Source organism: Nakamurella sp., assembly GCF_048594475.1.
Taxonomy (GTDB): domain Bacteria; phylum Actinomycetota; class Actinomycetes; order Mycobacteriales; family Nakamurellaceae; genus Nakamurella.
This window is the reverse complement of sequence record NZ_JBMDXT010000459.1, coordinates 1-24,934: the sequence shown is the minus strand read 5'-3', so window position 1 is coordinate 24,934 and position 24,934 is coordinate 1. Positions and strand designations below refer to the sequence as shown.

At 72.4% G+C, this 24,934-nt stretch carries 23 protein-coding genes and 1 pseudogene; 5 read left to right on the top strand and 19 right to left on the bottom strand.

Annotated features, from left to right (window positions below):
• From ACOJUF_RS20645 to ACOJUF_RS20635, 3 genes and pseudogenes are all read left to right on the top strand, one after another.
• A pseudogene (locus ACOJUF_RS20645) lies at positions 1-2,020 on the top strand (hypothetical protein); the annotation flags it as partial.
• Entirely contained in the window at positions 2,020-2,721 is a 702-nt protein-coding gene (locus tag ACOJUF_RS20640; protein ID WP_420123693.1) for a hypothetical protein, read from the top strand. The pseudogene ACOJUF_RS20645 and the gene ACOJUF_RS20640, both read left to right, overlap by 1 nt.
• Positions 2,718-3,887, top strand: a complete 1,170-nt coding sequence (locus tag ACOJUF_RS20635) for a M15 family metallopeptidase (protein WP_420123692.1) — start codon at positions 2,718-2,720, stop codon at positions 3,885-3,887. The genes ACOJUF_RS20640 and ACOJUF_RS20635 overlap by 4 nt, the downstream gene beginning before the upstream one ends.
• A 234-nt stretch (positions 3,888-4,121) precedes the next feature.
• Here the strand turns inward: ACOJUF_RS20635 and ACOJUF_RS20630 are convergent, their stop codons facing one another.
• The 3 genes from ACOJUF_RS20630 to ACOJUF_RS20620 form a co-directional block, all read right to left on the bottom strand.
• Positions 4,122-5,564 carry a recombinase family protein gene (locus ACOJUF_RS20630; protein WP_420123691.1) on the bottom strand — a complete coding sequence of 481 codons (1,443 nt, stop codon included), beginning with the start codon at positions 5,562-5,564 and terminating at the stop codon, positions 4,122-4,124.
• A gap of 224 nt (positions 5,565-5,788) precedes the next feature.
• The gene (locus ACOJUF_RS20625; RefSeq protein ID WP_420123690.1) at positions 5,789-6,667 is read right to left on the bottom strand and encodes an ABC transporter permease; all 879 of its coding nucleotides are present in this window, start codon (positions 6,665-6,667) and stop codon (positions 5,789-5,791) included.
• Positions 6,667-7,608, bottom strand: a complete 942-nt coding sequence (locus tag ACOJUF_RS20620; protein WP_420123689.1) for an ATP-binding cassette domain-containing protein — start codon at positions 7,606-7,608, stop codon at positions 6,667-6,669. Before ACOJUF_RS20620 ends, ACOJUF_RS20625 begins: the two co-directional genes overlap by 1 nt.
• A 173-nt stretch (positions 7,609-7,781) precedes the next feature.
• On the opposite strand from ACOJUF_RS20620, the gene ACOJUF_RS20615 reads away from it, so the two are divergent.
• Positions 7,782-8,576, top strand: coding sequence for a phosphotransferase (locus tag ACOJUF_RS20615; protein ID WP_420123688.1), 795 nt, complete (start codon positions 7,782-7,784; stop codon positions 8,574-8,576).
• Positions 8,577-8,696: 120 nt separating this feature from the next.
• Here the strand turns inward: ACOJUF_RS20615 and ACOJUF_RS20610 are convergent, their stop codons facing one another.
• The 16 genes from ACOJUF_RS20610 to ACOJUF_RS20535 form a co-directional block, all read right to left on the bottom strand.
• Positions 8,697-9,365, bottom strand: coding sequence for a response regulator (locus ACOJUF_RS20610; protein ID WP_420123687.1), 669 nt, complete (start codon positions 9,363-9,365; stop codon positions 8,697-8,699).
• Positions 9,362-10,570 (bottom strand): sensor histidine kinase, encoded by a 1,209-nt coding sequence (locus ACOJUF_RS20605; RefSeq protein ID WP_420123686.1) that lies wholly within the window; start codon positions 10,568-10,570, stop codon positions 9,362-9,364. The genes ACOJUF_RS20610 and ACOJUF_RS20605 overlap by 4 nt, the downstream gene beginning before the upstream one ends.
• A gap of 245 nt (positions 10,571-10,815) precedes the next feature.
• Complete coding sequence (locus tag ACOJUF_RS20600; protein ID WP_420123685.1) at positions 10,816-11,361, bottom strand: adenine phosphoribosyltransferase; 546 nt, start codon at positions 11,359-11,361, stop codon at positions 10,816-10,818.
• A 157-nt stretch (positions 11,362-11,518) separates the two neighbouring features.
• Positions 11,519-12,793, bottom strand: coding sequence for a protein translocase subunit SecF (secF, locus tag ACOJUF_RS20595; RefSeq protein ID WP_420123684.1), 1,275 nt, complete (start codon positions 12,791-12,793; stop codon positions 11,519-11,521).
• Positions 12,794-12,884: 91 nt separating this feature from the next.
• Entirely contained in the window at positions 12,885-14,819 is a 1,935-nt protein-coding gene (gene secD / locus ACOJUF_RS20590) for a protein translocase subunit SecD (RefSeq protein ID WP_420123683.1), read from the bottom strand.
• A 148-nt stretch (positions 14,820-14,967) separates the two neighbouring features.
• Positions 14,968-15,348 carry a preprotein translocase subunit YajC gene (gene yajC, locus ACOJUF_RS20585; protein ID WP_420123682.1) on the bottom strand — a complete coding sequence of 127 codons (381 nt, stop codon included), beginning with the start codon at positions 15,346-15,348 and terminating at the stop codon, positions 14,968-14,970.
• Positions 15,349-15,601: 253 nt separating this feature from the next.
• Complete coding sequence (locus tag ACOJUF_RS20580; RefSeq protein WP_420123681.1) at positions 15,602-16,066, bottom strand: DUF1622 domain-containing protein; 465 nt, start codon at positions 16,064-16,066, stop codon at positions 15,602-15,604.
• Between the two features lie 35 nt (positions 16,067-16,101).
• The gene (locus ACOJUF_RS20575; protein WP_420123680.1) at positions 16,102-16,980 is read right to left on the bottom strand and encodes a sugar phosphate isomerase/epimerase family protein; all 879 of its coding nucleotides are present in this window, start codon (positions 16,978-16,980) and stop codon (positions 16,102-16,104) included.
• Between the two features lie 179 nt (positions 16,981-17,159).
• Complete coding sequence (gene ruvB, locus ACOJUF_RS20570) at positions 17,160-18,248, bottom strand: Holliday junction branch migration DNA helicase RuvB (RefSeq protein WP_420123679.1); 1,089 nt, start codon at positions 18,246-18,248, stop codon at positions 17,160-17,162.
• The gene (ruvA, locus tag ACOJUF_RS20565) at positions 18,245-18,877 is read right to left on the bottom strand and encodes a Holliday junction branch migration protein RuvA (protein ID WP_420123678.1); all 633 of its coding nucleotides are present in this window, start codon (positions 18,875-18,877) and stop codon (positions 18,245-18,247) included. Before ruvA ends, ruvB begins: the two co-directional genes overlap by 4 nt.
• A 7-nt stretch (positions 18,878-18,884) precedes the next feature.
• A complete protein-coding gene (ruvC, locus tag ACOJUF_RS20560; RefSeq protein WP_420123677.1) occupies positions 18,885-19,442 on the bottom strand; it encodes a crossover junction endodeoxyribonuclease RuvC in 558 nt (185 codons plus the stop codon).
• A gap of 172 nt (positions 19,443-19,614) precedes the next feature.
• On the bottom strand, positions 19,615-20,883 hold the full coding sequence (locus ACOJUF_RS20555) for a globin domain-containing protein (RefSeq protein ID WP_420123676.1): 1,269 nt from the start codon (positions 20,881-20,883) through the stop codon (positions 19,615-19,617).
• Positions 20,884-21,078: 195 nt separating this feature from the next.
• Entirely contained in the window at positions 21,079-21,846 is a 768-nt protein-coding gene (locus ACOJUF_RS20550; protein WP_420123675.1) for a YebC/PmpR family DNA-binding transcriptional regulator, read from the bottom strand.
• A gap of 84 nt (positions 21,847-21,930) precedes the next feature.
• Positions 21,931-22,530 (bottom strand): pyridoxal 5'-phosphate synthase glutaminase subunit PdxT, encoded by a 600-nt coding sequence (gene pdxT / locus ACOJUF_RS20545; protein WP_420123694.1) that lies wholly within the window; start codon positions 22,528-22,530, stop codon positions 21,931-21,933.
• Positions 22,527-22,988, bottom strand: coding sequence for a DUF2269 family protein (locus ACOJUF_RS20540; protein ID WP_420123674.1), 462 nt, complete (start codon positions 22,986-22,988; stop codon positions 22,527-22,529). Before ACOJUF_RS20540 ends, pdxT begins: the two co-directional genes overlap by 4 nt.
• Positions 22,989-23,027: 39 nt before the next feature.
• The gene (locus ACOJUF_RS20535; RefSeq protein WP_420123673.1) at positions 23,028-23,714 is read right to left on the bottom strand and encodes a YczE/YyaS/YitT family protein; all 687 of its coding nucleotides are present in this window, start codon (positions 23,712-23,714) and stop codon (positions 23,028-23,030) included.
• Positions 23,715-23,775: 61 nt separating this feature from the next.
• On the opposite strand from ACOJUF_RS20535, the gene ACOJUF_RS20530 reads away from it, so the two are divergent.
• Positions 23,776-24,934 (top strand): PLP-dependent aminotransferase family protein (locus ACOJUF_RS20530; RefSeq protein ID WP_420123672.1); only part of this gene is annotated, 1,159 nt, incomplete at its 3' end.

The following is a 24,934-nucleotide window of genomic DNA, read 5'->3' as shown; positions in this document are numbered from 1 at the left end:
TGCCGGGTTCTTCTGGTGGTCCTACGACCCCGGCTGCGTCAACAGCGTCACCCAGCTCGCCGGGATCCAGTCCCCCTGGGATGCCTCTGGTGCATCGCAGTCCACCCAGCTCGGGAACTGGCTCCTCGGCGGCGCCGTCCTGCTCGACGCGTGGGCGACCGGGATGCGGGCCCGCGCCCTCGACCCCGACACGTTCAGCAGCCTCGACACCTTCATGGGCACCGTCGCGACCGCCGGGTACACCGTGCTGGTGCAGCCGTGGGTGTGGCTACCCCTGGCCATGCTCGGCCTGACCGTCCTCGCCCTGGCGATCCGCGGGAACCTCCCCGAGGTGCTGCTGCGGGTCACCGCCGCCCTGGCCGGCCTGGTCGTCGTCACGGTCGCGGCCGCGGCGCCGATGGACCTCATCCGGTCCGCCGACCAGGCCCTGGTCGACGCGCAGCAACGCATCGACACCCAGGTGTTGAGCCGGCTCCCGGGCGACGTCCTGCCGCAGATCCAGTACTGCGACTTCGACCAAACCGCCTTGTTCGCGCCCTACTTCGACGACGACGGGTTCCTCAAGGTCTCCGGAACGGCGTGCACCACCAAGTACACGCCCGACCCCAAGGATCCGGCCAATGCCGACTATCTGCGCCGCTGGCTCTACCCGGAAGTGCTGGTGCGCAACACCATCCAACGCTACTGGCAGCAGGGCATGATCGGCTCGCAGAACCTGACCGGCCCCGACGCCGACCTCGGCGCCCGGTTCCTCAACGGGCAGGCCGTCAACCTCAAACTGCCCGACCTGACCAAGATTCAGCAGAACGCGCCGGCCGGCACGGTCTGGTGCACCTACCAGGACAACAAGCAGGTCTGCGGCCGCAGCAACCAGCCGGGCCCGCCGGGCAATGTCATGGCGGCAACCGAGGCTGAGTACCGGTCCGCGATCCAGGACGCCGGCCCCACGATCTACCCCTACATCCAGGGCCGCGCCGGGAACCGCACGGCGGCCGGGTTCAGCGCCCTCGCGGCATCCGCCGCCGCCGCGCCGTTCCCGGCCGCCGCCTACACCGCGGTTTTGACCGCGCGGCTGCTGCTGCGGCTCGGCCTGATCGCCGGCCTGTTCGTCGGCATCGGGATGATGGTCCGACCGCACCTGGCCCGCCGGGTCCTGGGCGTGATCGCCGGCAGCCTGCTCGTGGTGCTGCTGTTCAGCGCGGCCGGCGCCCTCATGACCTACTTGTCCATGGTCATGCTCAGCCCCACCACAGCGGCCGGCTTCCAGATCGACCCGAACTCCGGCGTCATCATCCTCGCCCTGGCCTCCGTCCTGGCGTGGGTGCTGACCCGACCCATCAAGCGCATCACCGCCATGTTGTCCTACGCCGCCACCGGAAGCCCGCACCACCTGTCCGAACAGCGGCGCCAGGCGATAGCCGGCCTGCACCGGCTCACTCCACTGCCCCGCTGGCGCCGCGGGAACAGTCACCGGGTCAGCGACCCGCAGGAGCACCCCGCCGACCCGGTCACGCCGACCGAACCGGCCCGGCCGAGCCGACCCGAGCAGGTCACCATCGTCCGACGCCGCACCAACCCGGCACCGGCCAAGCCGGTTCTCGGCTCGGCGGCCGCTCCGAGCGCCGTCGAGCCGCCGGCCACGACCCTCCCCCAGATCACCACCGCTGCCGGCGCCGGCCGTGCCCCTGCCACCGGCCGGCCATCAGTGGATGAGCCGACCCGGGTGGTCCCGGTCGTTGCGACCACGACCCCGAATCCGAACATGGCGGCCGAGCCGGGACCCGAGCGGCGGCCGGCCGCCGGCCAACTGCACCGACAGGTTTGGAACGGCCGCGGTTGGGCGCTCGCCGACGACGAACGCGTGTTCCACCCCGCCCGCCCCGACCGGCCGGCGTCCGCGCCGGTCGATGACACCGCAGTGTTCCGGCCCCCGGACCCGCCGCTGTGGGCCGATCACGGACGCCCCGAAACCCGCACCACTCGCTGGCCGAACCCCGCCGACGATTCGAGGAGGACCTGATGAACGCAGGCACCGCTTGGCGCTGGCCCCTTCGCAGCCGCGGCCGGCTCATCGCCGTGGTCCTCGCGGTTCTGGCCCTCGCGCTGATCACCAAGTCCATCCTCGACACCGGCGGTGCCGCGGCCACCGCCGCCGGACCGACCGAAGCGCCGGCCGCTCAGACATCCACCACGGCAACGACGCGGCCGACGGCACTTCCGACAAAGGCGGAAGGGTGCGCGGCCCAATGGGCCAAGGGCCCCGATCGGGACTCCTGCCTGTATCGGGTCTACGGATATACCCCGTCCGACCAGCCGACCCGCGACCAGCCGAGCCGGTCGACCACCACGCCGGCCATCGTCGGCGTCCCGATCACCACCACCATTGAGGGCGCCACGTCGGGGTACCTGCCCGAGGCCGATCAGGCCGCGGCCCTGGAGGTCACCGCCCGGTTTGTGGACGCCTGGTACGCCGGCGGCTCCGACCTGGCCTGGCAAGACCAGGTCAGCCGCTGGGCCGACCCCACCCTGGCCGAGCAACTGCCCACCACCGCACGCACCAGCCTGCCGGGCAGCCGACGCCTCACCGACCCGGCGATGCGGGCCTTTCAACCTGGGCTGGCCAGCACCGGTGTTGGCACCGACGCCGGCTCCCTCGCCATCACCGTGATCTACACCGACGTCGGCTGGCGGGTCGTCACCGCGACCGCGGAACCCCGATGAACCGGCACCGATCCGTCTCGGTGGGCGTGCTGCTCGGCGTGGCCGGCGTGCTGCTCACCGGCTGCACCATGGCCGGCGCCCGTGGCGCCATCATCAATACCATCGGCGGGTCCACCACCGGCAACGGTGATTGCCCACCCGCCGCGGCCGTCGCCGGCACCGCACCGGGTCTCGACCACGCGCAGGAAGCGAACGCCAAGACCGTCGTCGGCGTCGCCCTTGGCCGCGGCCTCGGCCCGACCGGTGCGGCCATCGCGGTTGCCGCCGCCTTAGCCGAATCCAGCCTGTACAACTACGCCAACGACGGCACCAGCACCCTGATCGGGTCCGCCGAGGGCCGGCAACTCAACGACACCGAACGGGCCGTCGCCCGCCAGTCCCTGGGCTTCCCGCACGACAAGGTCGGTAACAACCTCGACTCCATCGGCCTGTTTCAGCAGCGGCCGATGACCGGCTGGGGCACCCCCGACCAGCTGATCAACCCGGCCACCGCGACCGTCAAGTTCCTCGACCGGATGGTCACCGTCGCCAACTGGCAGACCGCCTCACCGTGGACCGTCGCCCAGAAGGTCCAAGGCTCGCCGTCCAGCGACGGCGGAATCTACCGCGACTCCTACGAGCAGGCCACCGCCATCGTCGCCGCGCTCGACACCGGATCGGCAAACGCGGGGCCGGGCGTCATCGCCCAGGTCACCGCCACCGGCACCTCCTGCGGACAGCCGGCCGCCAAGGACGCGACGGGGCCGGCGGCGTGGGGCGGGTACCAGAACGGACGCATCCCCGCGACCGCCCTGTGCCCCGTCCCCTCTCGACCGGCCCTGCAACTCGAATGCGGTGCCGCGACCGCGTTCGACCAGCTCAACACCGCCTTCCAAGCCCAGTTCGGGCAGGACATCGGCATCACCGACGGATACCGCTCCTACGACGAACAAGTCCAATGCCGTCTGGAAAAGGGCAGCCTGTGCGCCAACCCCGGCACCTCCAACCACGGCTGGGGCAAAGCCGTCGACATCGGCGGCTGCTGCGGCATCAACACCGGAACCGGGCCGGCCTTCGACTGGCTCACCACCAACGCCGGCCGCTACGGCTGGAACCACCCCGCCTGGGCGCAGGCCGGGGGGTCCAAGCCCGAACCCTGGCACTGGGAATACAGGAACATCTCATGATCCGCCAGAGGGCAGAAGAAAAAGCCGCAAAATCACTCAGCGAGGCCGCCGATCGTACGGGATCAAGCAGCCAGATCATCGGTACGGGCGACTTCGAGCTGCCTACCGGCAGCCCCATGAAGGAGATGACGGCCATTCGGGACTACATCAACAATTTGATAGCTCAGGCACCCTCGCTCTCGGAGACTCAACGCGCGCTGATTCGGGACGGTTTAGGGCATTCTGGGCGCTCAACTAGTTTGACTCGCGCCAACGAATCTCTACCGTCGATGGATCGAATCGACGACGGCCAGGACCGACAGGGTGCAGCGTAATAGTCATAAGAACGTCGACGATCGACCGTTTGACGTCGAGTGGAGCACTTCTCCACGCTGCGGCCGCCGATGGTCCCGCGTAAGCGGCAAGTTCGGGACGACCAAAGGAATCGGTAAGCGTCCTGCCCAGAGATTCAATCTGTGGCCGTAGCTTGTTGCTAATTCTGGCGAGCTGAGCGGCGGTAATGACGCCATCCGCGTAGTCGTCGGCCGCCCGGAGTAAACGGGCTTCGAGCGCCTGAAGCGACATCCGCGTCGAGGCGATAGCCTCTCGATCGGTAACTTGTCCCAAGAGCTCGGCGGCATCTGGCTGTTGAAGGCGCGCAATAACGAGCTCGCTGACAAGTTCGTCAATGGGTGCTTGTACACGCCGGACGCCAAAACACGTCACGCATGCGTAGCCGGGTGATTTTCCCCGCTTAGTCGGCGTCGCATGAGAGATTGGCCGACCTGGGTTCACGGTGACGGTATTGCCACACTTTCCGCAGATTGCCAGCTTGGAAAGCAAATGTCGCTTAGGTGCCCCTGCATTGGTACGGCGTTTCGGGTCGTTGAGTAAGGCGACTACTCGATCGTGAAACCCCGGGTCAAGAATTGGGGGTCGTGCGGTGATTTCCGACACTATCTGTCCGAGATGCACGCGACGGCCAGCATTACTTTCCCGCAGCATGATCGCCCGCAGAGGAGGGGTCGTCCATTGGCCACCGTGAGGCGCCGGCACACCCCTTTGGTTCAGATCGACAACGATTGAACGCAGGCTTTCTCCAGCGAGCAGACGAGTCGCGGTCTCTTGGATCACTGCTGCCGCCTTCGGGTCCAGCCGATCTGGGCCGAGGCGACGACCCTCGACAACGTCACCGGTCCAACCGTAGGGAACCCGAGCGTGCGGCTTGCCGTCGGCAGCTCGTTGCGCCAGGGATCGCCGCATGCGCCGCTTGAGTTGATCGACCTCGTGGCGGGCTACCTGAGCCTTAATACCTGCGATCATCCTGCCCTGAGGTGTCGCCAGATCGATCAAACCTCCGCAGGATGCGAGTTGCAGTCCGTCGACCTCCGCCAGCTCGATGACATCCTCGATCTCCCGAGGCTTCCGTGACAGGCGATCAAGGTCCCAGCAGATGATCGCGTGTATCTGGCCAGTTCGTGCCGCCAACATCATCTTCTCGTACTGCGGCCGCGATCGCTTGGCGGTTGCACTCACATCGTTGTCGATGAACTCGGCCACGATGCGCCAACCAAGATCGGTCGCCTTCGAACGGATGTCCGCAAGTTGCCGCTCGATGCCGAGCTCGGAGTCTTTGCTCATCCGCGCGTAGGCGGCCGTCCGCTGTACCAAGTACCGTTCGTCTTTCGCCAAAGGCATTACAATCTAAATGTTACTACCGCAATGGTGGTCATCGCGAATGGGAGACCGTTTGCCTTGGCCTGCGCTCGACCGCTGAGCCCGGAATCCCAGCGGTGCGTCCACGGTGGAGATCACACCGCAACCTCCGTCCATGGCTGCAGGGTCGCCCGCAGGGGCTCTCCGACTTCACCGCGCCCGGACGACCCGCTGATGGTCCGGCCCTCACCCGGGCGGGAAGGTGCTCAGGCGTCCCGGCGGACCAGCGTCACGACCGCCCCGACCACGGCCAGCACGACCCAGCCCGTGAAGACCGCGAACCCCTGCCACGGGGTCAGCACATCCCCGGTGGTGGTCAACGCACTGAACGCGTTGCCGGCGTTCGACGGCAGGTACTTGAGCACGGTGCTCCAGTCCGACGGCAGCAGGGCCGTGGCCAGCGCCGGCAGGAACAGCACCGCGCCGATGGTCGTGCCGATCGCCGCGGCCGTGCCGCGCAGCATGACACCCAGCGCCAGACCGATGACGCCCAGGCCGACCAGGTAGTAGGCGTGGCCGACCAGAGTGCGCACCACCCCGTCGTCCGACCAGCTGAGGGTCGCCGCGCCGGACCGATCGAGCACGGCCATCCCGGCGAAGAACACCGCGACGAGAGCGGCCAGGACCACCGGCAGCACGACGGCCACGAACACGACCAGCTTGCTGGCCAGCACCGGCAAGCGGCGAGGCACCGCGGCGAACGTCGTGCGGATCATGCCGGAGGCGAACTCGCGGGCGCCGACCACGGAGCCGAAGACGGCGACCAGCAGCACCGCGACATTGGCCCCGGCCAGCACGGTGCCCATCGGGCCGCCCCGACCGCCGGCCACCCCGGGCGGACCGCCCTGGGGCCCCTGGATGTCCCCGCCCGCGGCCATCGCCGCCAGCACGCCGAAGGCGACGATGACCAGCGCGAGCGTGCCGAGCGTGATCCAGGTCGAGCGGAGGGAGCGGGTCTTGATCCACTCCGAGGACAGCACCCGCCCGAGGTTGGTCCGTTTCGCCGGGACCGTCGACCGGTGCTCCGGGACGGACGCGATGGCGGTGGCGGTGGCAGTCGCGCCGGCGGTGTCGGTGGTGGCCATCAGGCGGCCCTCGTCTCGGGTTGGGCGACCGAACCGTGGTAGCTGACGGTGTCGCGGGTGAGTTCCATGAACGCCTCCTCGAGCGAGGGGACGACGTCGACCAGCTCGTACAGCACGACCCCGTGCGCGGCGGCCAGGATGCCGACGTCGCGCGCGGCCGCGCCCTCGATCTCCAGCCGCTCCGGGTCGTCGGAGGTGATCGCCACCTCGGGTCCGGCGAGCAGGTCCCGCAACCGGGTCGCGTCCGGCGTGACGACCCGGACACGGTGCTGGGACGACTGCCGGATGAAGTCGGCCATGGGCAGGTCGGCGATGACGCGACCCTGCCCGATGACGATGAGATGCTCGGCGGTGAGCTGCATCTCGCTCATCAGGTGGGAGGACACGAACACCGTCCGGCCCTGCGCGGCCAGGTCCTTGAGCAGGTTGCGGATCCACAGGATGCCGTCCGGGTCGAGCCCGTTGACCGGCTCGTCGAGCATGATGGTCTGCGGGTCGCCGAGCAGCGCGCCGGCGATGCCGAGCCGCTGCCCCATGCCGAGGGAGAACCCGCCGGCCCGTTTGCGGGCCACGTCGGTCAGCCCGACCAGGTCGAGCACCTCGTCGACCCGCCGCGCGCCCACCCCGATCGTGGCGGCGAGGGCGAGCAGGTGGTTGCGGGCGGAGCGGCCCTTGTCGATCGCCTTGGCCTCCAGCAACGCGCCCAGCTCGGACAGCGGAGCCGGGGCGTCCCGGAACATGTGCCCGTTGACGGTCGCGGTGCCGGACGTCGGCGTGTCCAGTCCGAGGATCGACCGCATGGTGGTCGACTTGCCCGCCCCGTTCGGGCCCAGGAACCCGGTCACCACACCGGGCCGGACGGTGAACGAGACGTGGTCGACGGCGGTGACCGTCTTGTCCCCCGATCCGTACTTCTTGGTCAGCTCGTGTACTTCGATCATGCCGACCAGCCTTCCGCCGGCCGGGCGGCGGCACATCGTCCCGGCGCAGGCTTGCGGGATACCGCGGATGCAGCAGGCTGCGGGCCGCCGGGTCGTCATCCGGCCGGCCCGGAGGGCGCCCGCGCGCCGTCGGGCGCCGCGGGCCCGGCCGGGGCCGTGCCACGATGGCGGTCATGGCCCTCCCGACCCCGCCGGGGCCGACCCCGGTTCCGGCCCGGGTGCGGGCGCTGGTGGCGGGCCGGCCGGTCACTCCGGTGTGGCGCAACGAGCTCGGCGGGCTGACGTTCCACGACGCGGCGGCGGCCCGGTTCGTCAAGGTCAGTCCCCCGCACGGGCCCGACCTGACGGCCGAGCACCGCCGGCTGGAGTGGCTGCGGCGGGTCGCGCCCGACCTCGCCGTCCCCCGAGCGGTGACCGCCGGGTCCGACGCGGAGGGCAGCTGGCTGGTCACCGACGCGCTGCCGGGTCGCAGCGCCGTCGACCCGCACTGGCGCGGGCGACCGGAGGTCGCGGGCCGGGCGATCGGCCGCGCCCTGCGCCGCCTGCACGACCGGCTGCCGGTGACCGGCTGCCCGTTCGACCGGACGGTGCCGGCGCGGCTGGCCTTCGTGCCCGACGCCTCCCGGCAGGACCCCCGTCGCTGGCACGCCGAGCTGCGCCGGCTGAGCCCGGAACAGGCCATCGACCAGGTTCACCGCCCGCCGCCGGTTGACCGGCTCGTCGTGTGTCACGGCGATCCCTGCGCACCCAACACGCTGCTGGCCGACGACGGCGAGCCGTCCGGGCAGGTCGACTTCGGGCAGCTCGGGGTGGCCGACCGCTGGGCCGACCTCGCGGTCGCGACCTGGAGCATGGACTGGAACTTCGGTCCCGGCCACCAGGACGCGGTTCTGGCCGGCTACCGCATCGCCGCCGACCCCGGGCGCACGGCCTACTACCGGCTGCTCTGGGATCTGTCCGTCGACTGATCCGGCGGCGCGCGACCGCGGGGGCCCCTGGCCGGTCGGCACGAGCCCAGTCGGCACGAGGCCGGTCGGCGCGGTCGGTCGGCGCGGGCGGTCGGCGTGGCCGGCCGGCCCGGGGCCGGATCAGCGCGGTCGGACCAGGCCAGCCCGGTAGGCGAGGACGACGAGCTGGGCGCGGTCGCGGGCGCCGAGCTTGGCCATCGCCCGGTTGACGTGCGTCTTGGCGGTCAGCGGCGACAGGTAGAGCCGGGCGGCGATCTCGTCGTTCGACAGGCCCTGCGCGACCAGGCCGACGATCTCCCGCTCCCGTTCGGTCAGCACCGACAGGTCAGGTCCGCCTTCGTCGGGCCCGGCCGCCCCCGGCCCGGCCAGCGCGCGCTCGATCACCACCCGGGTCGCCCGCGGGGACAGCAGCGACTCACCGCGGGCGATCACCCGGATCGCGTCGAGCAGCTGGGTCGGTGACGCACCCTTGCCCAGGAACCCGCTGGCCCCGGCCTGGAGCGCGGCGAGGATGTAGTCGTCCTGCTCGAACGTGGTCAGCACCAGCACCTTGACCTGGGCCAGGGACGGGTCGCCGGTGATCTGCGCGCACGCGGCCACCCCGTCCAGGCCGGGCATCCGGACGTCCATGAGCACGACGTCGGGCCGCAGAGTCCGGGCCTGCCGGACCGCGTCCGCGCCGTCGATCGCCTCCCCGGCGACCGTCAGGTCGTCGGCGCTGTCGATCAACGCGGCGAACCCGCCCCGGATCAACGCCTGGTCGTCGGCCAGCAGGACCCGGACGGTCACCACGGCACCGCCGCGATCTCCGGCCCGGTGACGGCCGGCCGGCCCGCCGCGGGCAGCTCGGCGCGGACGGCGAACTGGCCGCGGCCGGTCGGGCCCGCCCGGAGGCTGCCACCGATCACCGCGACCCGCTCGTACATGCCGGCCAGCCCCCGCCCGGACCCGGCGGCCCGGGGGCGGCCGGGCTCGACCGGGTTGCCCACCTCGACCACCAGCCCGGGCGTCCGGTAGGCCAGCAGCAGGTGCGCCGTCCCGGCCCCGTGCTTGTGGGCGTTGGTCAGGGCCTCCTCGACGATCCGGTACGCGGTGACGTCGACCAGCGGGCCCAGCGGCACCGGGCTGCCCTCCTGCCGCAGCACGATCTGCAGGCCGGTGCGGCGCAGCGACTCCACCAGCTGGTCCAGCTCGGCCAGCCCGCGCGCCGGTTCCCGGTCTGGCTCGTCGCCGTCGCCGCCCCGCAGCACGCCGAGCAGCGTGCCCATCTCCGCCAGCACCTGGGCGCTGGCCTCGCGGACGTGCCGCAGCGCCTCGCCGGCCCGCTCCGGGTTGACCGGCTGCAGATGCTCGGCGACCCCGGACTGGACGTTGATCACCGCGATCTGATGGGCCACCACGTCGTGCAGCTCGCGCGCGATCCGCAGCCGTTCCTCGGTCACCCGGCGCTGCGCCTCCTCCTCGCGGGACTCCTCGGCCACCCGGGCCCGCTCGCGCGCCTGGGCCAGGGCCAGCCGTTGCTGCCGCACCGAGACGCCGACCACGACCGAGAGCATGCACCAGGTCGCGACGACGTAGGTCGTCGGGCGATCCCAGCGGTCGGCGGTGGCGAAACCCTGCGCGAGCAGCAGCAGTCCGGCCGACCCCGCGGCCGCCAGCAGCGCCCGCGCCACCGGCCAGCGGGTCGCCACCGTGTACAGGGCGACGAGCAGCGGCAACAGCGCCGGCGACGGGCCCTGCTGCAGCAGGATCACCACGACGCTGGCCCCGAGGGTGACCGCCCAGACGAGCACCGGCCAGCGCCGGCGAACCGTCAACGCCAGGCAGGCGATGACCACCAGCAGCTGGGACGCCGGGGTCGGGGTGATCGGCGGCCCGGGCAGCGCGTTCACCCGACCGCCGAACGCCGGCCCGATGACCAGCAGCGCCAGCAGCCCGTCCACGAGGGTGGGGTGGGCCCGCAGCCACCCGCGCACTCTCGGCCACCACGTCATGCCAGCGACTGTAGGTCGCCGGCCGGGCCCGCGTCGTGCGCCCCGTGCGGTACCCGGCCGCGCCGCCTACCGCGTGTGCAGTACCCCGCCGGGCCAGGCGAGGCCGGTGTTGATCAGGGGGAGAGTGGGGTTATCCCCGCGCGAAACCGGCACTCACCCCATGATCACCACGACAACACGAGGGAGGGATCAACACGAGGCAGGGATCGACACGAGGGAGCGAGGGGTGCGGGCCGGCCCGCGGATCACCAGCTCCGCAGCGCGGTGACGGGCACCCCGGGCAGCGCGGCCCGGCCGTCCAGGGCCAGCAGCTCCACGGCCACGGCCACGCCGGCCACCTCGGCCCCGGCCCGGGCCAGCAGCCGGCAGGCGGCGGCCGCGGTGCCGCCGGTGGCCAGGACGTCGTCGACGACGAGCACCCGGGCGCCGGACGGCACGTCGTCGGGATGCAGCTCGAGCCGCGCGGTGCCGTACTCCAGCGCGTACTCCTCGGCCAGGATCCGGCCGGGCAGCTTGCCCGGCTTGCGGATGGCCAGCAGCCCGGTTCCGGCCACGACGGCGGCGGCCGCGCCGAGCAGGAACCCGCGGGAGTCCAGCCCGGCGATCAGGGTGGCGTCGGGCGCCGCGGCGGCCAACGCCTCGCCGATGGACCGCAGCGCGGGCCCGTCGGCCAGGACCGGCGTGAGGTCGCGGAACAGCACCCCGGGTGAGGGGAAATCCGCCTGGACCCGGACCAGCCGGTCCAGCGCGGCCCCGGCCGCCGCGAACGGGTCCGCCCCGCCGGATTGCACCGCCGGCCGGCCCGACGCCGCCGGACGACCCGGCTCCGGAAGACCACCCGACCCCGCCGAGCGGTCGGACCCCGGAATCCGGCCCGGCGCCGGGCGGTCCGACCCGCCGGTCACCGCCGGCCGCCGGTCGGTGTCCGGGTCGCCCGGCCCACCGCGTTCAGCGGCCGCGCTTGCCGGTCGGCCGGCCGGCCGGGCCGGACGAGCCGCGCGACCCGGACTTGCCGGCCGGCCGCACCGGCTTGGCCCCCGGCTTGGGCGCCGCCCCGGCCTTGAGGTCGAGCCGGACCGCCGTGGCCACCCCGGACGTGCCCGAGGAGGCGGCAGCCGCCGGCGCCGCCGGGGCCACCACCGTCCCGGTCCGGGCGATCGGGTCGCCGTCAGCGTCCACGATCAGCCCCTCGGCCTTGCGCTTGGCCTCGACGCGGGCGGTGTGCGTCTTGATGGCCGGGTCCCGCAGCTTGAGGTCGACGGCGATCGGCACCGCGATGAACACCGACGAGTAGGCCCCCACGAGCATGCCGATGAGCATGACCAGCGACAGGTCCTTGAGCGTGCCGGACCCGAGGATGGCGACCCCGGCGACCAGCAGCCCGGCCACCGGCAGCAGCGCGATCAGCGAGGTGTTGATCGACCGCATGAGTGTCTGGTTGATGGCCAGGTTCGCGGCCTCGGTGTAGGTGCGGCGGTTGAGCGAGGTCAGGCCCTTGGTGTTCTCCTGCACCTTGTCGTAGACCACGACGGTGTCGTACAGCGAGAAGCCGAGGATGGTCAGCAGGCCGATCACCGTCGACGGGGTGACCTCGAACCCGACCAGGGCGTAGATGCCGGCGGTGATGATCAGGTCGTGCAGGACCGAGACGACCGCGCCCGCGGCCATCCGTTTCTCGTACCGGATCCAGAGGAACGCGGCCACCGCGATCAGGAACACCACGACGCCGAGCAGGGCCCGCTGGAGGATCTCCGACCCCCAGGTCTCGGACACCGCCGAGTCGGACACCCCGCCGGCCGGGCTGTACGCGGTGCCCAGCGCGGCCTTGGCCGCCACCACCTGGTCGACGGTCAGCGACGGCGAGGTGACCTGCACCTGGGTGCCGACGGTCTGCACCGCCTCGACCTCGACACCGGTCGCCGACGTCACCGTCTGGGCCACCTGGCTGGTGGACACCGAACCGGCGCCGCCGGCCGGCTCGAACGTCAGCGTGGTGCCGCCGGCGAAGTCGATGCCGTAGTGGAAACCGCGGATCAGGATCAGCAGGATCGAGCCGACCACGAGCACGGTCGACACCACGTAGTAGACCTTGCGGTGGCGCAGGATCGGGAACGCACCGGTACCGGTGGACAGCCGGGACAGGAAGCCGGCCTGCCGGCCGTACTGCTTGTCCCCCGTCGCCGCGGTGCTCACCGCGGCCGGGGTCGGCTCGTCGATGCTCATGCCGCCGCCTCCCGCCGGCTCGTCGCCGGCCCGGTCGCCCCGGCCCGCGCGGCCGTCCCCCGGGCTCGATGGTTCGTGCGCTGATGCTCGCTCATGCCGACATCTCCTTGGCGCCGAGCTTGGCGGCGGCCGCTCGTTGTTGCGCACCGGCCTTGGCCACGCCACCCAGACCGGACCAGGTCGGCGACTGGAACAGCTTCGACCCGGCGGCCAGGTGCACCAGCGGATGGGTCACCAGGAAGACCACGACCAGGTCCAGGACGGTGGACAGGCCGAGCGTGAACGCGAAGCCCTTCACCTCGCCCACGGCCAGGATGTACAGGATGAACGCGGACAGGAAGGACACCGCGTCCGCGGACAGGATCGTCCGCTTGGCCCGGGCCCAGCCGCGGGGCACCGCGGAGCGGAACGTGCGGCCCTCGCGGACCTCGTCCTTGATGCGTTCGAAGTAGATGACGAACGAGTCGGCGGTGATGCCGATCGCGATGATCAGACCGGCGACGCCGGCCATGTCCAGGCTGTAGCCGACCCAGCGCCCCAGCAGCACCAGGACCGGGTAGACCAGGCCGAACGACAGGATCAGCGACAGGATCGTGATCAGGCCCAGCATCCGGTAGTAGATGAGGCAGTAGACGACGACCAGCAGCAGGCCGATGCCGCCGGCGATGATGCCGGCAATCAGGTACTGGTAGCCCAGTTCGGCGCTGACGTTCACCGATTCGGCCCGGTCGAAGGCCAGCGGCAGCGCGCCGAACTTGAGCGAATTGGCCAGCGCGGCCGCCGACGCCTGGTTGAACGAACCGGAGATCTCGGTGCCGGGGGTGGTGATCGGCCCACTGATCCGCGGGGCCGAGATGACCTGCCCGTCGAGGGTCATCGCGGTCAGGGTGCCGGTGTGCGAGGCGGTGTAGGACGACCAGGTCGAGTAGCCGTCCGACTTGAAGGTCATGTTGACCACCCAGCCGGCACCCTGGCTGCTCTGGCCCGAACTGGCGGTGTCGATCTGGGTGCCGGCGATGAGCGTCTTGTCCAGCAGGTAGAGCGAGTCGCCGGTGTCCGAGCAGGCCAGCAGCGGCTTGTTCGGGTCGTCCAGGCCGCGGTACGGCTCGAGATCGGCACAGCTGATCGTCGGCATGACCGTCTGGGCCGAGGTCTGCCACGCGTCGAACGCGGCCTGGTCGGTGCCCAGCGGCTGGGTCGGGTTGTCCGGGTTGCTGCCGGTCGGCCAGGTCGGTCCGGCCGCCGGGGTGGCGGGCGCGGTGGCCGCCGCGGTCGGCGCCGGGCTGTCGGTCGCCGCAGGCGTCGCCGACGGCGTCTCGGTGGCGGCCGACTCGGCCGACGGGGAATCGGTCGCGGCCGCGGCCTCCGGTGCGGCCCCGAGCGCGGCGCCGGCGCCCCGCAGGCCGGCCGGGGAGGTCGCGGCCGGCGTGTCGCCGATCGCCGGCACCGTGGTGGCGGCCCCGGACTCGGCCGACGGGGCGGACGAGGGAGTCGCTGACGGGGCCGGGGACGCCTCCGCGGTGTCGCCGATCGCCGGGACCGTGCTGGGCGCCGACGAGCCGGACGGCGTCTGCGACCCCGTCACCGACGGCGCCGTGGAGGTCGTCGCGGTCGGCGGGGTGTAACCCGCCGGGTACACGATGATCGGGTTGCCGCTGGTGTCGGTCAGCACCGGCCGGATGTTGAGCTGGGCGCTGCGGGTCAGCCCGGACAGGTCCTCGTTGCCGGGAACGGTCACCACCAGCTGGCGGGCCCCGTCGATCTGCACCTGGGCCCCGACCACGCCGGAGCCGTTGACCCGGCCCTCCATGATCGTGCGGGCCTGCTGCATCTGTTCCCGGGTCGGATCCGAACCGTCGATCGTCCGGGCGGTCAGCGTGATCCGGGTGCCGCCCTGCAGGTCGATGCCGAGCTTGGGGGTGTTGCTCCCGGGGGTGAAGAACACCAGCCCGTACAGCACGACCACGATGCCGACGAAGGTCCAGATCAGTCGCCAGGGCCTGAACTGCCCGGAGGGTGATGCCACGTCGCGCCAATCTCGTCCGTGCGACGACCTGCGCCGACCGCCTGACCAGGGTCAGGACACGGTCAGGGCGCGCCGTCGGCAATGGCGGGCGATCCTCACGCCCACACGATGATGCCCCGTCCCCTGATGGGGCCGGGGCATCAAGAGCCTAGTTCTCGTTGGACTTGCGGAAGTTGATCCCGCCGTTGTTGCCGGTCGTGTCGGGGTCGGCGTCCACGATGTCGGTGGGGGCGTCGGCGATCAGCGCGTCGTAGTTGTCCTCCACCGGACCCGGCACGACGACCTCGCGGACGGCGGCCCGGACCCAGGTGGTGCGCATGCCCGGCGCCACCTCGAGCTCGATGGTGTCGTCGGCGACGGCGGTGACGGTGCCGTGCAGACCGGAGGTCGTCATCACCCGGGTGCCGGGGACCAGCGCGTCCTGCATCTGCTTGACCTGGGCGGCCTGACGCTTCTGCTTCTTCATGCTGAAGTACATGAGTGCGCCGAGGGCGGCGAACATCAGGATCGGTAGCAGCATGCTTTCCATGACTCAGACTCTCCTCGGTCCCGGTTTCCCGCGACACCTCTCGTCGACGTGACCCGTCGGGTTCTCGATCCGCGCCGGCCGGGCCACGGCCCGGCGCGGTCATGACGCCTGTCTCACCCTGCCGCGCGGTGAACGAAACGCCGCGGCCGATGGTTCCCCGGGCCGAATGGATACCCGGTCGGTAGCGGACACGATACCGGAGACGGCAAGCCCGACCGGGCGCCGAAACCGGCCCCGTCGTGATCGATCGAGGTCACCGGCCACGACGGCCGGTGGGCGTGTCCGGGCCCACCGGGGCGGCCGGACCGCCGGCCGGGGCGGTCGGGTCGGTCGCGGCGAAGGCGGCGGCCCGCCCCAGATGGCCGGCCCCCGACATCGCGGCCCGGCGCCAGGGGGGCATCCCCTCGATCTCGATCTCCAGGGAGAAGCTCAGCACGGTCCGGATGACCACGATCAGGCCCAGCACGCCGACGTTGGTCAGCGTCGGCTCCACCGCGACGGTGTGGATGAGGTCGGCGGCGACCAGCACCTCCAGCCCGAGCAGCAGCACGGCGCCGATCGAGCGGCGCAGCGTGCCGTAGGCGTGGGCGCCGTCACCGGTGCGGCGCCATGCGCGGATGGAGAGCACCGCGCACCACACCATCCCGACGACCATGACGGCGGCTCCCAGGACCTCGAAGCCGCGGGCCACCCATTCCATCGCCTCGGAGAAGTGCACGCCCCGATCCTGGCCGACGGACCCCGTCCGGCGCGCTATCCGGAACGGGCGAGGCCGGCCAGGGCCCGGCGGGTGAAGGCGATGCTCTCGGCCAGCGCGGCGTCCTCGTCGAGCCCGAGGTCGGGCCGCAGATAGTCGATCTCGATGGCCAGCAGGCCCGTGAACCCGGCGTCGGCCAGGGCCCGGAGGGCGCGCGGCACGTCGATCAGCCCCCGACCGACCGGCACGCTGGGCCAGAAGGTGAACGTCCGCGGGTCGCCCCGGTACGCCTGCACGTCCTTGAGGTGCACGGCCGCGGCGTACGGCGCGAGCACCTCGATCGCCCGGGCCGGGTCCTCCAGCATCCGCAGGTTGTTCCCGGTGTCCAGGCAGACCCGCACGGCCGGGTCGTCGAGCACGGTGACCAGTTCGACGAGTTCGTCGGCCAGCAGGTCGGCGTGATTCTCCACGGCCAGCACCAGGCCGCGGTGGCGGGCGATCTCGCCGGCCGTGGCCAGCAGCGGCAGCAGGGCCCGCCGGTGCTCGGTCCAGCCGGCCGGCCGGGTACGCCGACCGCCAGCGCAGATCCGCATCACCCGCACGCCGTTCGCGGCCGCGAGATCGGCGTGCCGGCGCAGGTCGGCCAGTGCCTCCGGTCGGGCGCCCGAGCCCAGCCCGTCGGGATGGCCCCACGCCCACAGCAGATCCAACCCGGCCGCGCGGGCACGCTCGCCGAGCGGGCCGGCCAACCGGTCCGCGGCGCCCGGCCCGTCGGGCAGCATGAAGGATTCGACGGCCAGCCCGTCGGCGCCGAGGGCAGCGGCCCGGTCGACGACGTCCAGCACGCTCATCGCGGTGTCCGGGACCGCCTCCAACCCGGGATAGGCCTGGCCGAACCAGCGGTGATAGCAGAACCCGTCGACGCCGACCTTCACACCGGCAACATCTACCGGCCGGGCCGCCGGATCGAGAAGCGGCTTCCGGCCGGTGGGAACCGGCCCTGGCGGGCCGCCGGCCGAGGGTCTAGGACCGCGCTGGCCGATCAGGCTCCTCCGTCGCCAGATTGCCTGCGCCCGGTCCTACCGCCTCCATGCCGGCCTCGCCGCTCGGCCGACTAGGGGGCCAGACCGTCGAACAGCGTCGCCTCGGCCGCGATGGAGTCCTCCCGGAGCTGGGCCAGCCCCAGGTGTTCCCAGGCCGCCGGGGTGGCGACGCGGCCGCGCTGGGTGCGGGCGAGCATGCCGACCCGCACCAGGAACGGCTCGCACACCTCCTCGACGGTGGTGGGTTCCTCGCCGACCGCGATGGCCAGGGTGGTCAGGCCCACCGGGCCACCGCCGAACGAGCGGCACAGCGCCGTCAGCACGGACCGGTCGAGCCGGTCCAGGCCCAGCTCGTCGACGTCGTAGACGGCCAGCGCGTCCCGGGCCACCTGGCGGGTGATCGCGCCGTTCGCCCGGACCTGGGCGTAGTCGCGCACCCGGCGCAGCAGCCGGTTGGCGATCCGGGGCGTGCCCCGGGACCGGCGGGCGATCTCGGTGGCTCCGTCGGCCCGCAGGTCGACGCCCAGGATGGTGGCGCTGCGCCGGATCACCGTGGTCAGCTCGTCGGCCGAGTAGAACTCCATGTGGGCGGTGAAGCCGAACCGATCGCGCAGCGGCCCGGTCAACTGGCCGGACCGCGTCGTGGCTCCGACCAGGGTGAACGGCGCGATGTCCAGGGGGATCGAGGTCGCCCCCGGCCCCTTGCCGACCATCACGTCGATGCGGAAGTCCTCCATCGCCAGGTACAGCATCTCCTCGGCGGGGCGGGCGATGCGGTGGATCTCGTCGATGAACAGCACGTCACCCTCGACCAGGTTGGACAGGATCGCGGCCAGGTCGCCGGCCCGTTCCAGGGCCGGACCGGACGTCAGGCGCAGGGCCGCGCCGAGCTCGGCGGCGATGATCATCGACAGCGACGTCTTGCCCAGCCCGGGCGGCCCCGCCAGCAGGACGTGGTCGGGCGGGGTGCCGCGCAGTTTGGCCCCGGTCAGCACCAGGTCCAGCTGCTCGCGGACCTTCTGCTGGCCGACGAACTCCCCCAGCGACCGCGGCCGCAGCGAGGCCTCGACGTCGGAGTCGCCGGGCAGTGCGACGGGGACGACCAGATCCTCCGGATCGGGGTCGGGACCGTCCGGCGGGGGCGGGCCGGGCGGCGTCATCGGTTGCGTCCCAGCAGGGCCAGCGAGCGGCGCAGCAGGACGGCGACGTCGCCGGAGGCGGCCGCGGGCTCGTCCTGCGCGGCGACCGCGGCGACCGCGTCGTCGGCCTGCTTGACGGTGAAGCCCAGGCCCAGCAGCGCGTCGGTCACCTGCGGGCGCCACGCCGTCACCGGCGCGGCCGGGCCGGCCGACCCGCCGGAGCCGTTGACCGCGGGGGTGGACGGCCCGGCCGTACCCACTTTGTCCTTCAGTTCGAGCACCAGCCGTTCGGCGCCCTTCTTGCCGATCCCGGGAGCCCGGCACAACGCCGCGGTGTCGCCGGTGGACAGCGCGCGCTGCAGCTCGTCCGGGTCGAGCACCGCGAGCAGCGCCAGCGCGATCTTGGGGCCGACCCCGCTGACCGACTGCACCAGCTCGAACAGCTCCTTGCCGGGAGCGGTGGCGAAGCCGAACAGGGTGAGCGAGTCCTCCCGGACCACCAGGGTGGTCCACAGCCGGGCCGTCTCGCCGCGACGCAGCTCGGCCAGCGTGGCCGGGGTGGTGCGCACGGCCAGGCCGACGCCGCCGACCTCGATGACCGCATGGTCGAGGGCGATGGCGAGCACCTCGCCGCGGACGGAACTGATCACGAGCTCATCACCGGCCCATCCTCCCCCGGGACACCGACGGCCCCGGCCCCGACGCGGCCTGCGCCTTCGCGGCGACCGCCAGCCGGGACTGCATGGGCGAGCGCCACAGGTGGCACAGGGCCAGCGCGAGCGCGTCCGCCGCGTCGGCCGGCTTCGGCGCCTCGGTGAGCCGGAGCAGCCGGGTGATCATGGCCGTGACCTGCGCCTTGTCGGCGTTGCCGTGACCGGAGACGGCGGCCTTGACCTCGCTGGGCGTGTGCCAGGCGACCGGAATGCCCCGGCGGGCGGCGGCCAGCGCGACCACCCCGCTGGCCTGGGCGGTACCCATCACCGTGCGCACGTTCTGCTGGCTGAACACGCGCTCGATCGCGACGGTGTCCGGCCGGTGCCGGTCCATCATCTCTTCGACGCGCTCGGCGATCTGCAGCAGCCGCACCGCGAGCTCGGCGTCGGCCGGCGTGCGGACCACGGCGACCTCGACCGCCCGCGGAGCCTGGCCGGGTCCGCCGTCGACGACGCCCACCCCGCACCGGGTCAGCCCGGGGTCGACGCCCAGCACCCGCACCCCTGCACCTCCGCGCCCGGTCGATTCCGTTCGATGTCCCGTGGGTCCCGGCGACGCCTCCTCGAAGGGCACCGGTCGGCGAACACCTGTCCGAACGGACGCTACCCGGACACCGCGCGGCCCCGGCGTCGGCGCGCCGACGCCGAGGACCGGACCGGGCGGCCGCGCGGACTCAGCCGGCGGCGCGGTCCAGCGTCGGCCCCCACAGGTCCGGGCCGAACACCTCGTAGCGGATGTTCTCCGGCGGCACGCCCCGCTCCAGCAGGCTTGCCCGCACGTGCCGCATGAACGGCAGCGGACCGCAGGTGAAGACCTGCAGATCCGGCGGCAGGTCCAGGCCGGACAGGTCCATGTAGCCCTGCGCGGAGTCGGTGTCGTCCGGGTCGATGGTCTCGTACCAGGAGTAGGCGGTGACGTTGTCGATGTGCCGGGCCACGTGCAGCACGGTCTCGCGCAGCGCGTGGTCGCCGGCCGTGCGGTCGGCGTGCGCGATGATGACCTGCCGTTCCGGCTGGGTCCTGGCCAGGTGCTCGACGATCGGCAGCACCGTGGTGATCCCGGCCCCGGCGCTGGCCAGCAGCAGCGGCGCCTGATCGTCCCCGATGACGAAATCCCCGGCCGGGGCGCTGATCTCGAGGACGTCACCGACCTTGGCCTGATCGTTGAGGTAGTTGGAGACCCGGCCGTCGGGAGCGCCGTCGACACCCTTGACCCGGCTCACGGTGATCTGCAGGCGGGTGCCGAACGCGGTCGAGGAGACCGTGTACTGGCGCGGCTGGCGGCTGCCGTCGGGCAGGTCGACGAAGACGGAGACGTACTGGCCGGGCTGCATGGCCGGCAGCGGGCCGCCGTCGGCGGGTTCCAGGACCAGGGACACCACGTCCTGCGTCTCGGCGATCCGGCGGGCGATCCGGTAGGGCCGGAGCGGACGGTGCGGGTCGACGCCGGCCTGCTGGTAGAGCCGGGCCTCCTCGGCGATCAGGGTGACCGCGAACAGCCAGTAGACCTCGGTCCAGGCGGCGGCGATCTCCGGGGTGACCGCGTCGCCCAGGACCTCGGCGACCGCCCCGATCAGGTACTGCCCGACGATCAGGTACTGCTCCGGGGTGATGCCCAGGGACACGTGCTTGTACGCGATCCGGGTCCGGACGTGGTCGAACGAGGGCGCGTCCGGATCGATGAGGCTGACCGCGAAGGCCACCACGGACGCCGCCAGCGCCTTGCTCTGCTCGCCGGAGGCCTGGTTGCCCTGGTTGAACACCCGGAGCAGCTCGGGGTGGGCCGCGAACATGTTCGGGTAGAACACGGCGGTGATCGCCTCGGCATGCTCGGCGACGACGGCGGCGGTGGCCTTGACCACGGCCTCCGACGCGGGCGAGAGCACGGGCGGTGCGGTGCTGACGGGCGTGGCGACGGGCGTGGTGACGGGCGCGGACAACATCGGCCTCCTACGGCGGCGGGACACAAAACCCGGTGACCTTCGCCCACGGACGGCACCGCCGGACAGGGCCGGAGGTCCCGCATCCGTGACGCGTCGCCCCCCCGACGAGGGACACCCGATCACCGAACGGAGTATGACCCGACGCCGGACCGTGCGCAGCGTCGGCCCCGGGTCACCGCGCGCTCCGGGCGCGCCTCACTCGTTGTCGAGCTGCTCGGCGATCTCGTCGGAGATGTCGGCGTTGGTGTAGACGTTCTGCACGTCGTCCAGGTCCTCGATGGCGTCGATCAGCTTGACCACCTTGCGGGCCCCGTCGAGGTCCAGCGGGACCTCGACCGACGGCAGGAAGGACTGGTCGGCCGAGTCGTACTCGAAGCCCGCCTCGGTGACCGCGGTGCGCACGGCCACCAGGTCGGTCGCCTCGGAGACCACCTCGAACGTGTCGCCCAGGTCGTTGACGTCCTCGGCACCGGCGTCCAGCACGGCCAGGGTGAGCTCGTCCTCATCCACAGTCGAGCCGTTGGCCTCGCGCGGCACCAGCACGACGCCCTTGCGGCTGAACAGGTACGAGACGCTGCCCGGGTCGGCCATGCTGCCGCCGTTGCGGGTGACGGCCACCCGGACCTCGGAGGCGGCCCGGTTCCGGTTGTCGGTGAGGCACTCGATCATGATCGCGACGCCGTTGGGGCCGTAGCCCTCGTAGGTGATCGCCTGGTACTCGACGCCGCCGGCCTCGGCACCCGACCCGCGCTTGACCGCGCGGTCGATGTTGTCGTTGGGCACCGAGGACTTCTTGGCCTTCTGGATGGCGTCGAACAGCGTCGGGTTCCCGTCCGGGTCACCACCGCCGGTGCGCGCCGCGACCTCGATGTTCTTGATCAGCTTGGCGAACAGCTTGCCCCGCTTGGCGTCCTTGGCCGCCTTCTGGTGCTTGGTCGTCGCCCATTTGGAGTGGCCACTCATCGCTTGCCGGAACCCCTCGATACGTCGCTTCGTCGTTGCGCTCTGGCCCGGACAGCACCGCTGCGCCGAGCCCGACTGACGATCCTACGACGCGGGACCGGTCACCATGTCCAGGAACAGCCGGTGCAGGCGGTCGTCGCCGGCCACCTCGGGGTGGAACGCGGTGGCCAGCACCGAGCGCTGGCGCACGGCCACCGGGTGGTCGCCGACCCGGGCCAGCACCTGCACGTCGCGTCCGGCCCGTTCCACCCAGGGGGCCCGGATGAAGACCGCGCGCATCGGCTCCCCCGGGATGCCGTCGACGGTCAGGTCGGTCTCGAACGAGTCGACCTGACGGCCGAAGGCGTTGCGGCGGACCACGATGTCGATCGCGGCGAGCGGCAGTTGGTCGGGCCGGCCGTCCAGGATCGAGGTGGCCAGCACGATCATCCCGGCGCACGAGCCGAACGCCGGCAGGCCCTCGCCCAACCTGGCCGACAGCGGGGCGCGCAGCTCGAACACGTCCAGCAGCCGGCACATGGTCGTCGACTCGCCGCCGGGCAGCACGATGCCGTCGATGTCGGCCAGCTCGGCCGGCCGGCGGACGGGTCGGGCGGTGACGCCCAGCCCGGCCAGCGTGATCAGGTGCTCCCGGACGTCGCCCTGCAGGGCCAGCACCCCGATGACCGGGTCGTGCGGGCTCACGGCTTCCACGCCATCAGCACGACGATGACGACGAGCAGCAGGGAGGCCAGGCCGGAGAACATGGCCACCCGGCCGTACGCGCGCCGGGCGGCGGCTGCCAGGTCGGGCCCGGGCATCGAGCCGGCCGGCACGGCGGCCAGCTGCTCGGCGGCCGCCCGCATCGCCGGCACCACGCCGAACAGGCTCAGCAGCAGCGCGACCACGTAGATGATCAACGAGGCCAGCACCCAGGGGGTGGTCACCGTGGTGCCGTACCGGCTGTAGGGCAGGATGCCGAAGCCGAGGACGACGACCAGCAGCGAGAGCAGGCTGAAGACGAACGTGGTCCGGGCCAGCGCCTCCACCTGCCGGCCCTGCCCGGCCCGGATCGCCCGCATGCCGGTCATCGGCAGGATGGCCATGGGTCCGACGATGAACACGGCCGCCACGACGTGCAGCGTGCCGAACAGGGTTTCCATGCGCCTGAGATTAAACGGCCGGGCCGCCCGGTCCCGGCGCTACCTGGCCTCTTCCTGGTAGATCACATCGTCCGGCAGCTCCGGGGAGGTGGCCGCGCGATCCGCCCGGCCCCCCACCTGCAGGCGAGGCAGGAGCACGTGCAGCAGCGGCCCGATGGCCAGCGCGTAGACCACGGTGCCGACGCCGACGACGCCGCCGAGCACCCACCCGACGCCCAGCACGGTGACCTCGATCGCGGTCCGGACCACCCGGACCGATCCGATCCCGCGGGCGACCAGTCCGGTCATCAGCCCGTCCCGCGGGCCCGGGCCGAGGCCGGCCCCGATGTACAGGGCGCCGGCCAGCGCGTTGCCGGCCACCGAGACCACCAGCAGGCCGATCCGGAGCGTGAGGTCGTCCACCGGCGGGATCACCCACAGCGTCAGGTCGACGGTGAACCCGATGATCGCCGCATTGGCGACGGTGCCGATGCCCGGCCGCTGCCGCAAGGGGATCCACAGCAGCAGGACGAGCACCGACACGATGGTGATGACGGCGCCGTAGGACAGCGGGATCCACCGGTTGACCAGTGCCGTCAGGCCCTGGTGGAACACGTCCCACGGGTCGAGACCCAGGACGGCCCGGACCATCAGGCCCATGGTGAACCCGTAGAGCACCAGGCCGGCCAGCAGCTGGGCGAAGCGGCGGGGCCGGCGGTCCGGCGGGATGGGGGTGAGCAACCGCATGCCGACCACTTTCCGCGGATGTGGTCTGGCAATCCAGTACCAGTTGCCGGAAACTGGTCCGATGGCCCAGACCACTCGCGTATCCGCTTCCACCCTGGCCAAGCGGCTCGGACCCGACCCGGACGGCCGGGACCAGCCGGCGTACCGCAGCCTGGCCGACCGGATCCGGGCCGCGGTCCTGGACGGCCGGCTCGCGGTGGGCACCGGGCTGCCGTCCGAACGCGAGCTGTCGGCCGCGCTGCGGGTGTCCAGGACGACGGTCAACGCCGCCTACGCCCAGCTGCGGGACCAGGGCTGGCTGGTGTCCCGGCGCGGTTCGGGCAGCACCGTGCGGCTGCCGGACGACCCGGCCGCCCCGGTGCGCCCGGCCGGGACCGGGCCGGCCCGCGCCGCCGGGCTGAGCTACGCGGCCGGCGGCATCTTCGGGTGGCGGGACGGCATCGGCTGGCACGACGAGCTCGAGCGCGCGGCCGGGATGATCGACCTGACCACGGCCTGCCTGCCGGCCCCGGCCGCCCTGACCGGCGCGATCGCCACCGCGACGGGCGAGCTCCTCCCCCGCTACCTGGGCACGGACGGGTACCTGCCGTTCGGGCTGCCCGAGCTGCGCGACGTCGTCGCCGCCCGGTACACCGCGGCCGGCGTGCCGACCACGGCCGAGCAGATCCTGATCACCTCCGGCGCGCAGCACGCCTTCACCCTGGTGCTGGACACGCTCTCCGGCCCGGCCGACCGGGTGGTCATCGAGTGCCCCACCTACCCGGTGGCCCTGGACGCGGTCCGGGACCGCCGGCGCACCCCGGTGCCGGTCGGGCTGGGCGAGCGACCCGACGCGGCCTGGGACGTCGACCTGCTGGGCGCCGCCCTGCGCCAGTCGGCCGCGCGGCTGGCGTACCTGATGCCCGACTTCCAGAACCCGACGGGCGCGCTGATGGACGCGGCGACCCGGGAGGCCGTGGTGGCGGCGGCCCGGCCGGCCAAGGCGCTGGTGCTGGCCGACGAGTCGTTCCGGGACATGCCGTTCGCGGGGGCGGCCGCGCTGCCGCCGCCGATGGCCGCGTTCGACACCGGGGCCGGAGCGACCGCCGGCGCCACCGTGCTCTCGCTGGGCTCGGTGTCCAAGTCGGTCTGGGGCGGCCTGCGGGTGGGCTGGGTCCGGGCGGCGCCCGGGTTGATCCGGCGGCTGGCCGCGACCCGGGCCCTGGGCGACATGGCCGGGC

Excerpts from the sequence above, each read along its gene's own strand:
- ACOJUF_RS20640 (WP_420123693.1), top strand. The coding sequence starts at position 2,020 with ATGAACGCAGGCACCGCTTGGCGCTGGCCCCTTCGCAGCCGCGGCCGG.
- ACOJUF_RS20635 (WP_420123692.1), top strand. The coding sequence starts at position 2,718 with ATGAACCGGCACCGATCCGTCTCGGTGGGCGTGCTGCTCGGCGTGGCC.
- ACOJUF_RS20630 (WP_420123691.1), bottom strand. The coding sequence starts at position 5,564 with ATGCCTTTGGCGAAAGACGAACGGTACTTGGTACAGCGGACGGCCGCC.
- ACOJUF_RS20625 (WP_420123690.1), bottom strand. The coding sequence starts at position 6,667 with ATGGCCACCACCGACACCGCCGGCGCGACTGCCACCGCCACCGCCATC.
- ACOJUF_RS20620 (WP_420123689.1), bottom strand. The coding sequence starts at position 7,608 with ATGATCGAAGTACACGAGCTGACCAAGAAGTACGGATCGGGGGACAAG.
- ACOJUF_RS20615 (WP_420123688.1), top strand. The coding sequence starts at position 7,782 with ATGGCCCTCCCGACCCCGCCGGGGCCGACCCCGGTTCCGGCCCGGGTG.
- ACOJUF_RS20605 (WP_420123686.1), bottom strand. The coding sequence starts at position 10,570 with ATGACGTGGTGGCCGAGAGTGCGCGGGTGGCTGCGGGCCCACCCCACC.
- secF (WP_420123684.1), bottom strand. The coding sequence starts at position 12,793 with ATGAGCATCGACGAGCCGACCCCGGCCGCGGTGAGCACCGCGGCGACG.
- yajC (WP_420123682.1), bottom strand. The coding sequence starts at position 15,348 with ATGGAAAGCATGCTGCTACCGATCCTGATGTTCGCCGCCCTCGGCGCA.
- ruvB (WP_420123679.1), bottom strand. The coding sequence starts at position 18,248 with ATGACGCCGCCCGGCCCGCCCCCGCCGGACGGTCCCGACCCCGATCCG.
- ACOJUF_RS20555 (WP_420123676.1), bottom strand. The coding sequence starts at position 20,883 with ATGTTGTCCGCGCCCGTCACCACGCCCGTCGCCACGCCCGTCAGCACC.
- ACOJUF_RS20550 (WP_420123675.1), bottom strand. The coding sequence starts at position 21,846 with ATGAGTGGCCACTCCAAATGGGCGACGACCAAGCACCAGAAGGCGGCC.
- ACOJUF_RS20540 (WP_420123674.1), bottom strand. The coding sequence starts at position 22,988 with ATGGAAACCCTGTTCGGCACGCTGCACGTCGTGGCGGCCGTGTTCATC.
- ACOJUF_RS20535 (WP_420123673.1), bottom strand. The coding sequence starts at position 23,714 with ATGCGGTTGCTCACCCCCATCCCGCCGGACCGCCGGCCCCGCCGCTTC.